Genomic DNA, 12,349 nt, shown 5'->3' with positions numbered 1-12,349 from the left:
TATTAGCGGATTCCCGGTTTTATGTATTTCAATTCGTCCAGATATTTTCCCGTCCCTAATACTACGCAGGTCAGGGGGTTTTCCGCGCGGAAAACCGGCACACCGGTTTCCTTGGAGAGATAGGTTTCCAGCCCTCTCAATAGGCAACCTCCTCCCGTCAGGACGATTCCTCTTTCCACGATATCCGAAGCGAGTTCCGGAGGAGTACGTTCTAACACTCTTTTGATCCCGTCCAGAATCTCATCTGTCGGCTCTTTGAGCGCCTTGCGGATTTCGTTCGACTCCAATTCCAAGGTTCTAGGAAGTCCGGAAATCGCATCCCGTCCTTTGACTTCCATCGTTTCGGTTTTCTTTTCGGGATACGCGTTCCCGATGGTCAATTTGATATCCTCGGCGGTTCTTTCTCCCACGACCAAATTGTATTGGTTCCGAAGGTATTTGATAATTGCCTCGTCGAACTCGTCTCCGCCCGTCCGGATCGATTCCGCGATCACCATCCCGCCTAGGGAAATTACCGCGATTTCCGTGGTTCCCCCGCCTATATCCACGATCATGTTACCGGCAGGTTCGTTAATCGGAATATTCGCCCCGATCGCCGCGGCAAGAGCCTCCTCGATGAGGAAGATTTCCCGAGCTCCTGCCTGCTCCGCGGATTCGCGGACCGCCCTACGTTCCACCTCCGTGATTCCGGACGGAACACCGATTACGATTCTGGGTTTTACGAACGTAGTACGATTATGCACTTTCGCGATAAAATACCGGATCATTTTTTCCACGGTTTCGAAGTCTGCGATGACCCCGTCTTTCATAGGACGGATGGCTACGATTTCTCCCGGGGTTCTTCCCAACATTCTCTTCGCTTCCTGGCCGACCGCCAGAACCTTGCCCGTTGCGGCATGTACCGCTACTACGGAAGGCTCGGAAAGAACGATCCCCTGGCCTTTTACGTGAACCAGTGTGTTTGCGGTTCCGAGGTCGATTCCCATATCATTGGAAAATAGTCCGTAGAGCTTATCGAATATCATTACTTTCCCTTTCTGCCACTTTCAGGGCTTTCTCTTTGTATTATCTGCGAAGAACGGAAAAATCATCAGGATTTTTCAGCCGTTGATTCAATTCAATATTTCTTGCGCAAGTCATACGGGCAATTCCAAAACAAAAAAAACGAAAAACAAATTGGAAACACCGCGGGGGGAGGGAAACATAGCGGAAATTATGGTCCGGGCAAACACCCTAGCTGCCATCGATCTCGGTACGAACTCATTTCACATGATCGTGGTCCGGGTCCGTGAAAATGGAACCTTTGAAGCCCTGGCCAGAGAAAAAGAAAACGTCCGCCTGGGAAGCGGCCTGGAGGAAGGCGGAGAAATCGACCCGCCGGCCTTTCGCAGAGCCATCGATTGTTTAAAAAGATTTAAGATTTTAGCGGAAAACAGCAAGGCGGAAATCCGCGCCGTCGCCACTTCCGCCTTGAGAGAAGCCTCGAATCGGTCCGCTTTTCAGGAAGCAGCCTGGAGAGAGGCGGGAATCCGGATCGACGTGATCAGCGGCTACGAAGAAGCCCGTCTCATCTATTTCGGAGTACTACAAGGCCTCCCCGTTTTCGATAAAAAGATTCTCATGATCGATATAGGCGGAGGGAGCACCGAAGTACTTGTAGGGTACCGGGGAGATATTCTGTTCTCCAAAAGCTTCAAACTCGGCGCCATACGACTTACCGAAAAATTCCTAAAAACCGATCCTCTCTCCGCCTCGGATGTGAAAAAATGCAAACTTTACATAGAGGAAATGATTCTACCCTTCCGTAAGGTAATCCGGGATCTGCAGCCGGACGTGATCGTAGGATCTTCGGGAACCGTACAAGCGGTCGCGGGGATCACCCGTGCATTCGAGGGGGAACAGGAAGAGCGACCCTTGAATCATTATACGTTTTCCGCCGCGGAATTCCGAAAAACGAAGAATCTCATCCTAGAAGCGGATACTTCCAAAAAAAGAGCCAAAATCCCGGGTTTCGATTCCAAACGTTCGGATATCATCGTAGGGGGTGTGCTGATTTTAGAGGAACTGTTCCAGCAGTTGGATCTCCGAGAGATGACCGTGTCCGAACTCGCTCTACGGGAAGGCATCATTTACGATACCATCCGAAAATGGGAGCATTTCCAGGACGACGAGCATTCCCGTCATTTGGACGATATTCGGCAGAAATCGGTGCACAATCTGCTGATCTCCTTTACGAGGGAGGAGGAATACGCCAGGCATGTCGCCAAACTTGCGTTGGACCTCTTCGACCAATTGATCGGAGTTCACAGACTAGGAAAAGAGGAAAGGGAATTGCTGGAAGCCGCCGCCCTTCTGCACGAAGTCGGACTCTTCGTTTCCCACTCCGCTTATCACAAACACAGTTATTATCTGATCCGAAATTCGGAAGCAATGCTTGGATTTACCTGGGGAGAAATCGAAATCATCGCTCTTACCGCAAGGTATCACCGAAAAAGCGGCCCGAAAACGAAGCATAGGGAGTTCCAGCGGATCGGATTTCGGGAACAAGATATCGTGATGAAATTATCGGGAATATTGCGGATCGCAAGCGCCTGCAATCGGAATCGGCAGGGATTCATCGAATCCGTGAAATGCCAAACCAGAAAAAACCAGGCGATCTTCTCCTTAATCGCGAAGTCCGGATACGACAAGAGTCTGGAACTATGGGCTTGCGAGGAACAAGCGGATCCGTTCGAGTCAGCTTACGGCTTGGTTCCGCTCTTTCAGTAAAATTAAAATACGATCCTTTTATACGGGAGAAGGGACTTGCTCGACCCACAGGGGCCTACTTCCCACGATTTCTCCGCTGATCTTCAGGAGCAAAATGTACCTTCCCTCTTTCGGAAATACCGCGTGCGGAATCGGAATCCCCATCTCCACCGGCTCCGAGCCATTATTCACTCGGATGGTTCCCCCCACTCCGATTACCTTTTCCGAAGTGTCGGCAAATTCGAGTTCCAGAGAAAACTCATGATCTCCCGGAGTTAAATTCGTAACGCAGATATAAATTCCCCAGGGCGGAAAAACCACCGGAAATTGCTGGGCGAAGAATTTGGTAAAGGTTCCGATGATTCCACGCTTCCCGTTATCTTCCGTGATGACGCGGTCCGCAAAAATCAGTGCCAGAAGTACCGGTTCGCTAGGAGGCATGCTTCTTATTTGAAAACTTTCGGAATCGATGGTTCCACATTCGATTCCGATATCGCCTAATTCAGAAATGCGTCCTGGACGAGTTGGTCCTGTTCCTGTAGGTGCACCTTCATGTGACCCGCGGCAGGGCTAGGAGATTCCTTGCGGCCGGCGTATTTCAGACGGACCGAGGTAGGCAACACTTCCTCCAGGTGGTCGCGAACGAAGTTCCAGGAACCCTGGTTTTTAGGTTCTTCCTGGCACCATACGAAAGTCTTGGCGTTCTTATAAGTCTTAAGGATCGCCTCGATCTCTTTAGCCGGGAAGGGATAAATCTGCTCCACCCTTACCAGCGCGGTGTTCTGAACTTTGTTATCGTCCCGATATTTCAACAAATCGTAATAAACTTTTCCGAAACTGAATACGATTTTTTCCACCTTATCCGGTTTCAATTCGCCGCTGTCCGGCAATACTTCTCGGAACGCCCCCTTCAGCAGGTCTTCGATCGGAGAAAGCGCCCCCGGAAAACGAAGCAGCGACTTCGGAGTGAATATGATCAACGGTTTCCGGAAATTACGCAGCATCTGGCGCCGGAGCAGGTGGAAATACTGTGCGGCGTTCGTACAGTTCGCGATCTGCATATTGTTATCGGCGCACAATTGCAGGAATCTTTCGATCCTACCGGAACTATGCTCCGGCCCTTGTCCTTCGTAACCGTGAGGGAGAAGAATTGTCAAGCCAGACATCCTCTGCCACTTCACTTCGGAACTGGAAAGGAATTGGTCGAAGATCACCTGCGTATTGTTCGCAAAGTCTCCGAACTGGGCCTCCCAGATCACCAATGCGTTCGGATCGGATAGGGAATAACCGTATTCGAATCCGAGAACGGAGAATTCCGAAAGGGAAGAGTTCACGATTTCCGCCTTGGCTTGTTTCGCGGAGATATGGTTCAAACCCACGTATTTTTCGCCGCTATTGATGTCCACGAGGACCGCATGGCGATGAGAGAAGGTACCGCGCTGGCTATCCTGGCCGGACAACCGGATCCGGAAGCCGTTTTCCAAAATGGATCCGAAAGAAAGAGCTTCCGCCATTCCCCAATCTAGGGAAATTTTACCTTCCGCCATTTCTTTCCGACTCTGCAGCAATTTGACCAGCTTAGGATTGGGAGCAAATCCTTCCGGAACCGTAGTGATCGCATGAACGATGCGATCCATTTGTTCCGCCAATACCGAAGTGGCTGTCCCGCTATCCAACGGATCCTTGGAATAGCGAGCCCAGACGCCTCGCATCGTATCGACTTTCATCTTGATGTCCTGTTCCTTCGCTCTTTGGAAGGAATCCTCCAAGCCTTGCTGAGAACCGTTTTTGATGAAGTCGACTTCGTCCTTGGTGATATCCCCGTCGGTCAATAATTTCTTTTCGTACAATTGAGCGGTGGGTAAATGGTTTTTGATAACCGAATACATTCTCGGTTGGGTAAATGCGGGTTCGTCCGTCTCGTTGTGACCAAGTCTTCGATAACAGATCAGGTCGATGATAAAATCCTTTTTGAATTTTTGACGGTATTCCATCCCGAGCTTGGTGACCCGATAGACCGCTTCCGGATCGTCTCCGTTTACGTGTACGATAGGAATCTGGTATCCTTTGGCCAAGTCGGTGGCGTAAATGGTGGATCTGGACTCGTCCGGTAAAGTGGTAAATCCGATCTGGTTGTTTACTACGATATGGAAGGTGCCTCCGGTGGTATAACCTTCCAAATTCATCAAGTTGATGGTCTCCGCGACCACTCCTTGTCCTGCAAATGCCGCATCCCCGTGGATAGTGACCGGCATATATTTGGAACGTTCGGAGTCTTCGTATTGTTCCTGACGCGCTCTGACCGATCCGGTCACTACTGGATTTACCGCCTCCAAGTGACTCGGGTTGAACGCGAGCGAAAGTTTCACTTCCTTTCCGGAAGTCGTCATCTTACTATTGGAATACCCGAGGTGATACTTGACGTCTGCATAGCTGACGGCGCCTTTTTCGGCTTTTTCTTCGAATTCCGCAAACACGAGAGAAGCGGGTTTTTCGATTACGTTAACGAGTACGTTTAAACGACCACGGTGAGCCATCCCGATCACGAGACCGTCCATCTTAAAATGACCGGCTTCTTCCACGATCGTATCCAGCATCGGGATCATGCTTTCCCCGCCTTCCAGGGAGAATCTCTTCTTACCCACGTATTTTTTCGCGAGAAAGGTTTCGAAGTGGTCGGCTTGGAAGAGCTTTTCGAAGAGTCGGAGACGAATGCTTTTCGGAAGCGGCGCGTGGAATTCCGAAGATTCCACTTTCTTTTGCAACCATTCCCTTTCCTCGTCGTTTACGAGATAGTATTGCTCGAATCCGATCGTGCTACAGTAGGTCTTTTCGAACCAACCGATCACGTCCTTCAGCTTCGCTCTTCCCAGACTGGGATTATTCGTCTCAACTACCGTATCGAGATCGGACGGGGTCAAATTACTCAGCTTGGCATCGATGAATTTGCGGTCCGGTTTCGAGATCGCGAGAGGGTCCAGGTCGGCGGCGAGGTGTCCCTGTCTTCTATATGCGTTTAACAGGTTGATAATCCCCATCTCGCGGAAGGTTCCGGCTTGAGCATCGGTAAAGGAAGTCGCCACCGCGGATTTGCCGTTTCCATTCCCGTTCATTCCGTTTCCGGGATTGACGCCGTTAGTCTCCACTTCTTGGAAGAAAAGGGACCATTCCTGATCCAAGGAATGGGGATCTTTCTTAAACTTTTCGTAAAGTTCTTCGAGAAGCGCTCCGTTCTCCCCGTATAAAGCCATTAACTGTTCGATTTTCATGATGAAAACTCCCTAAGCGTGAATCGCCCACTTATCTACGGCCATAGCCGCTTCTTTTACAATTTCGGATAAGGTAGGATGCGCGTGGAAGGATCTCGCTACGTCCTCGGAGGAGGCTCCGAATTCCACGGCAACCGCGAGTTCGGCGATCATATCCGAAGCGCGGGGCCCGAACACGAAGGCTCCCAGGATCTTATCCGTTTTTTTATCCGCCAATATCTTGACTTGGCCCTCGGCCTCGTTCATCGCTTTGGCTCTTGCATTCGGCTTAAATAAAGACTTGCCCGTTTTATATTCTACACCCGCGGCCTTCAATTCCTCTTCTCCTTTTCCTACCCAGGCCATTTCGGGCCAGGTATAAACGATATAAGGAACCGCTGCATAATTTACGTGACCGGACTGCCCGGCGATCAACTCCGCCAGTGCAACTCCCTCTTCTTCCGCTTTATGCGCCAACATGGGTCCGTCGATCACGTCTCCGATCGCATAAACGCCTGGAACATTCGTTCGGAAATGGCCGTCCACTTGGATCCGCTTCCGTTCCGTAAGTTGGACCCCGGCAGCCTCCAAACCGATCCCTTCGATGTACGGGCGGCGACCTACGGCAACGAGCACGATGTCCGCATCCAGTTCGGATTCCTTTCCGTCGGGGGCGGCAATTTTGACTTTCGCCCCGGATTTTCCCGGGCTGGCGCCCAGCACCTTGTGTTCGAACAGGAATTTGAATCCCTGCCCTTCCAAACTGCGTTGCAACAGATTTCCGAAAGACCGATCTACGTTGGTAAGCAATCCGGGGAGAAGTTCTACTACCGTGACTTCCGCGCCGAGCCTTCCCCAGACGGAACCCAATTCCAACCCGATGACACCGGCTCCGATAATGACCAATTTTTTCGGAACGGAGCGGAGATCGATCGCGTGGTCCGAAGTAATGATGGTTTTTCCGTCTACAGGCAGTCCGGGAATATCGATAGGAACGGAACCGGTGGCCAACACGATATTCTTAGCGGATAGGGTTTCTTTTTTTCCGTCGGCCAGAGAGACCTCGACTTTTCCTCCACCGAGAAGTTTGCCGAAGCCTTCGTAACGGATGATCTTATTTTTGTTCATCAAATAGTCCACCCCGTCGGTGACCTCTTTGACGACTTGGTTTTTTCGTTCCATCAAACGGTTCAGATCGAGAGAGACTTTTCCGACTCCGATACCGTGGTCCTGGACTTTATGGAGAACCTTATGGTATTCCTCCGAAGAGTCCAATAACGCTTTAGAAGGAATGCAACCTACGTTCAGACAGGTTCCCCCCAGCGTTTTTCTTTTTTCGATGATTCCGGTTTTTAAACCCAACTGAGCGGCCCGGATCGCGTTTACATATCCTCCGGGTCCAGCGCCGATCACAAGTACGTCGAATTCTTCGGCCATTCCTTTTATCCTTTAAACTTCCAACAGCAAGCGGGTAGGATCTTCGATTGCTTCTTTTACCTTCACGAGGAAGGTCACGGCTTCCTTGCCGTCCACGATTCTGTGATCGTAGGACAACGCAAGATACATCATCGGACGGACGACGATCTGATCGTTCACCACTACGGCACGTTTTACGATATTATGAAGTCCTAAAATTCCACTCTGGGGCGGATTCAGGATCGGAGTCGACATCATGGACCCGTAGATTCCGCCGTTGGAAATGGTAAAGGTCCCGCCCTCCATCTCGGAAAGCTCTATCTTGCCGTCTTTCACCTTATTGGCAAGACGGGCAATTTCGGATTCAATCTGAGCGAAACTCAAAAGATCGGCGTCTCGAACGATCGGAACGACAAGCCCTTTCGGTCCGCCTACAGCGACACCGATATCATAATAATTCTTATATACCGTATCTGTTCCGCGGATCTCCGCATTAATAGCCGGAATCGTCTTTAAGGCTCCGATAACCGCCTTCGTAAAGAAGCTCATGAAACCCAGACCGATATTATGCGCGTCTTTGAACTTATCCTTATATTTATTTCGAAGATCCATCACCGCGCTCATATCCACTTCGTTAAACGTAGTTAGGTGAGCAGCGTTATGTTGTGCGTTAACCAATCGATTTGCGATGGTTTGCCGGAGTTTCGTCATCGGAACGACGTTTTCTCTCGGAAGATTTCCCCGGCTTGCGGCAGGAACCGCTTTCGGAATTTCTTTTGCCGGTGTAGCTGCGGCGGCAGGCGCAGCGGAAGATTTGTTGGCGATCGCATTCAACACGTCTTCCTTGGTGATTTGACCGTTCTTTCCGCTGCCGGAAATGGAAGTAGGATTCAAGCCGTTATCATCTATCAGTTTCCGGACGGCGGGAGGAAGAGTTTCGTTAGTGGTTCCCGTGTTCGAGGAGGTAGATGCTGGAGTTGTTTTTGCTGGCTGCGAGGAGGAGGAAGGAGGAGGAGTGCTTGAGGCGGTGGCGGCTGGATCAATGAGTCCGATGACTTCCTTGATTTTGACCGTGTCCCCCGGCTTCTTATTGATCTTTTGGAGGACACCCGCCGAAGGGGCCGGGACCTCCATGGTCACCTTGTCGGTTTCCAGTTCTACCAGGACCTCGTCCTGTTCTACTCGTTCGCCTTCTTTTTTAACCCAATTTGCTATGGTTGCTTCCGTAATGGATTCGCCCATTTCGGGAACCTTGATCTCTATCGACATCTTGATCCTGCGGAGGCAGTTATCTGTCCCATTCTGAGACCGCCTCCATTTCACTTTCCGTAAGTCGAAAAATTCTGTAAAGCGGTTCTTGGCAAAACCGCAGTTTGCGGAAAATAACCTTCTCCTAAAGAATTCGACGCTTCGATTCCATCAAACGAATCGGATTTTTCCCGAGCGAACCCGAATCAAGAAAGAAACTTCAATCGGTTTTCGGTTTGAATTTCCGTTCGGTTTTGCCGATTTCTTCGTCGCTGATCTGGTATTCCTGCTGTAGAAATTCTCGGAAATCGATGGACCGATGGTGGTCCCTGTCTCCGTCGCATTGTCGGTTTCCTTGTACGGATTTGGTAACTCCCGCAACGGTGATCGGTTTTAAGGTCAAATTTTGAGTGAGAGGACAAACCCCTGGCTTAGGTGTAAGCCCGTTATAGGCACAAGTACCGCCGTTTTGAACTTCTTCCGGAGCCGGATCTTCCCCGTGTTCGTTTCCGAATTCCGGGTATCCTTGTCCTCCGTAAAAACGATTGTACATTCTTCCCCAAACCGGAACCGCTAAGACGGAAGCGGCCTGCCCTCTTCCCAAAGAGATGGAGCTCTTGTCAAAACCCATCCAGATCACCGTAGTCGATCTAGGGTCGAAGCCGCAGTACCAAGCGTTGGTAAACGAAGAGGTGGATCCGGTCTTACCTGCCGCTACCCCTCTATAATTCCCTTTTTCCGGATTTCTCAGTCCGTCGGTGGCGGTCCCGGCCATCGCGACCATCATCAACATTTTTCTGAGAATATAGGCCGTCCCTTCGCTGATCACCTGAATGGAACCGTCTTCTCTTTCCTTTTCCAATTCCTGGCGGACCCTTTCCTCTTCGTTATAAATTACGTTTCCGGACTGGTCTATGACGTAACGTACGGCAAAAGGAATCACGTTCCGCCCTTTGTTCGCGACGATGGAATAACCCACGGCCATTTCGTAGGGCGTCAATTCCGCGATCCCCAAGGCAAGAGCAGGGCTGGACGGAAAGCGACTTTTATCAGCCTTTGTTAAACGAGAAGCAAAATCAATAACCGCATCCGCCCCCGTCCTAAGCAAAACTTGAACGGAGACGATGTTTAAAGAAAGGGAGAGTGCTCGGGACAGAGGAACCATTCCCTGAAAATCCCCGTCAAAATCCTGAGGAGACCAGCCCTCCCCTTCCTCCGTCAGGGTCGTAAGAGGAGCATCCATGATTCCGGTTCCGGATCCCACGGCTCGTTCCGCAATGGCCGCGCCATAAACGAAAGGTTTAAAGGAAGAACCTGTTTGGCGACGCGCCTGGACGGCTCGGTTGAACTGGTTCTTGGGGGTGAATTCGTATCCGCCCACCATAGTCTGTATATAACCGTTCGTATGATCTATGGTGATCGCTGCGCCTTCCACATGAAGGTTCTTGCCGAACACTGCCGAACGTTTCTGAAACTCGGTAAACGCGGAGGATTCGTTTTCCGCTTCCGGAGTAAAAAGAGCCAGAAGGTCGACTGCGTCTATCAAATCCTTTTCGAGTGCTACGCGAAAGTTTGCCTTTTCATCCAACTTACTGACGAAAGGAACGCCGACCGGAAAAACCGTACCCAACAAACCGTACAATCCGACGAGAGACCTATCGGCGCCTCCGGCGTAATTCACGGTCACCCCGGAAACCAGATCGTCGTGCTTTTTCAGTACCTTCCGGAGTTCTTCCTGGGCAATCTCTTGTTTACGTATATCCAGCGTAGTGTAGATTTTTAGACCGCCGTTATAGAGCCGGTCTTCCCCCAGTACTTTTAACAATTTCTGTCTAACGAATTCCGTAAAATGCGGCGCCCGATTCAATTTCGTTCCCCAGGTGGATTGGGAGGGGGATTGGGTGATCACCACAGGCCAGTATTTTTCCCAAAATTCGTCGTGTATCGTCCGGACCTTGTCTGCGGGAAGGAAGCCTTGTCCCGCCATCAATTTCAGCACTTCGAGATGCGCCCTCTTTGCCGCAGCCGGATTTTTGTAGGGAGAATACTCCACCGGAGCCTTGGGCAACCTCGCCAGAAGAGCAGCTTCGGCTACGTCCAGATCCGTCACGTCCTTGTGGAAATAAACGTCTGCGGCCGAGGCCAAACCGGTGGTTCCATGCCCGAGATAAATTAAATTAAAATAAATCTCTAATATTTCTTCCTTGGAATATTCCTGCTCGATTTGGAGGGTAAACAGAGCTTCGACGAATTTCCGGATAAAGGAACGTTTTCTGTTTTGCAGGACTGTTTTGGCCAACTGCTGGGTCAAAGTGGATCCACCCTGTTTGATCCTACCGGAAAGCACGTTCACGATCGCGGCACGACCGATCGCTATGAAGTCGATTCCGAAATGGTTGAAGAAATTATTGTCTTCGACGGAGAGAAAGGCCTGTATCACGTGCGGAGGAATATCTTGGTATTTCAGGAGCTGCTGCTTGTGACGATACAGTTCCGCGAACACGATCCCGTTATTGTCGTACAACCGGGTCGGAGTGGTAGGCTGGTAAGAGGCCAGCATAGCCAGCTCGCCGCCTTCATCCACTTCGGAAAGGATGTACCCGAAAAAAAGTCCCCCTGCTAAAGCGATTCCCAACAGGATTTTCGTAGTACGATGGATTCCGTCGCTAAAAAGATTCATACGAGTTCGAATTTCAGTCCTTCCGAGGCTAGGACGATGTTCAGGTCCTTAGCGCCAAGATTCTCAGCATGGGTTTTTGCGTCATCCAAGATGATGCCTAAAATTTCATCGGAATAGGCAGGTTCGTGGTGGGTTAGAGCCAGAGTTTTGACCTCCCAACCTGCCGCACAATTGACCGCCATCGTGTAGGAAGTATGGCCCCAATCGAATTTCTGGAACGATTCGTCCAGGGTATACTGGGAATCCATGATGAGAAGATCGGCTCCCTGAAAGAAAGGCTTTTGTTCCGAAATCAAAGGCAAATCCTCGCCGGTATATTCGGCGTCGGTGGCGAAGATGAAACTCTTGCCGCCCTCGGTAAATTTGTAAGCGGTCGAACCTCCCGGATGCTTGAGAGGAAGCCATTCCACTTTCATGCCTCCGATCCGTACCGCTTCTCCTCTGGAAAGAAGGCGGAAATCGCATTGGTTCGAAAATCGGTCGAAGGAAACGGGAAAAAACCTGGGATCCTGCTGGGACTCCAGCCGATCCTTGAAATCCCGTAAGGAAGAATAGAGAAGAAACTTATTTCCTGGAATGTATAGGGGTTTAAAAAACGGAATCCCTTGGATATGATCCCAATGAGTGTGGGTAAAAAATACGGAGCATTCCCCCTTCCCCTTACCGAATTCCTCCTGGATCATTTCATCGCCCAGAATCCTGGCGCCGGTTCCCATATCGATCAGTACCAGAGCGCCTTCCGAGGAACGGACGCTCAAACAAGTGGTATTTCCCCCCGTCACACCTCTCAAATATCCGGGAAGAGAGTCCAGCCAGCTCGCTGAAGAAGAAAAAGCTCTGCCTCCCGAAGACTCAGCCATCTTCAAAATCGTCAAAATCTTTTCCCTATATTCGGGCGTTCCCATGGGGGAAGGGATGGAACCCCGAACGCCGTACAGACGAATTTCCACTCTAATAGGAACAGTTACCAAACCGGCCACGGACTGTCAAAGGAAACAAAAATCGGGAT

8 protein-coding genes are annotated in these 12,349 nt (G+C 50.5%); 1 reads left to right on the top strand and 7 read right to left on the bottom strand.

The genetic code is table 11. The features are described from left to right. Positions 1-2: 2 nt before the first annotated feature. Positions 3-1,025 (bottom strand): rod shape-determining protein, encoded by a 1,023-nt coding sequence (locus EHO60_RS09735; protein ID WP_010413872.1) that lies wholly within the window; start codon positions 1,023-1,025, stop codon positions 3-5. A gap of 190 nt (positions 1,026-1,215) precedes the next feature. On the opposite strand from EHO60_RS09735, the gene EHO60_RS09730 reads away from it, so the two are divergent. Further along, a complete protein-coding gene (locus EHO60_RS09730) occupies positions 1,216-2,769 on the top strand; it encodes a Ppx/GppA phosphatase family protein (RefSeq protein WP_135767900.1) in 1,554 nt (517 codons plus the stop codon). A gap of 18 nt (positions 2,770-2,787) precedes the next feature. On the opposite strand, the gene EHO60_RS09725 is transcribed toward EHO60_RS09730, so the two are convergent. The 6 genes from EHO60_RS09725 to EHO60_RS09700 all read right to left on the bottom strand — a co-directional run bounded on the left by EHO60_RS09725 (position 2,788) and on the right by EHO60_RS09700 (position 12,290). Further along, positions 2,788-3,189: a DUF6941 family protein gene (locus EHO60_RS09725; RefSeq protein ID WP_135767899.1), complete on the bottom strand. Its 402-nt coding sequence runs from the start codon at positions 3,187-3,189 to the stop codon at positions 2,788-2,790. A gap of 56 nt (positions 3,190-3,245) precedes the next feature. Continuing rightward, on the bottom strand, positions 3,246-6,017 hold the full coding sequence (locus tag EHO60_RS09720) for a 2-oxoglutarate dehydrogenase E1 component (RefSeq protein WP_135767898.1): 2,772 nt from the start codon (positions 6,015-6,017) through the stop codon (positions 3,246-3,248). Positions 6,018-6,029: 12 nt separating this feature from the next. Beyond that, positions 6,030-7,433, bottom strand: coding sequence for a dihydrolipoyl dehydrogenase (gene lpdA, locus EHO60_RS09715; protein WP_135767897.1), 1,404 nt, complete (start codon positions 7,431-7,433; stop codon positions 6,030-6,032). A gap of 12 nt (positions 7,434-7,445) precedes the next feature. Then, the gene (odhB, locus tag EHO60_RS09710; protein WP_135767896.1) at positions 7,446-8,681 is read right to left on the bottom strand and encodes a 2-oxoglutarate dehydrogenase complex dihydrolipoyllysine-residue succinyltransferase; all 1,236 of its coding nucleotides are present in this window, start codon (positions 8,679-8,681) and stop codon (positions 7,446-7,448) included. A gap of 199 nt (positions 8,682-8,880) precedes the next feature. Beyond that, a complete protein-coding gene (locus tag EHO60_RS09705; protein WP_135767895.1) occupies positions 8,881-11,340 on the bottom strand; it encodes a penicillin-binding protein 1A in 2,460 nt (819 codons plus the stop codon). Next, on the bottom strand, positions 11,337-12,290 hold the full coding sequence (locus EHO60_RS09700; protein WP_135767893.1) for an MBL fold metallo-hydrolase: 954 nt from the start codon (positions 12,288-12,290) through the stop codon (positions 11,337-11,339). The genes EHO60_RS09705 and EHO60_RS09700 overlap by 4 nt, the downstream gene beginning before the upstream one ends. Between the last annotated feature and the right edge of the window lie 59 nt (positions 12,291-12,349).

The organism is Leptospira fletcheri (assembly GCF_004769195.1).
Taxonomy (GTDB): Bacteria; Spirochaetota; Leptospiria; order Leptospirales; family Leptospiraceae; genus Leptospira_B; species Leptospira_B fletcheri.
This window is presented reverse-complemented; position numbering and strand designations above follow the sequence as displayed.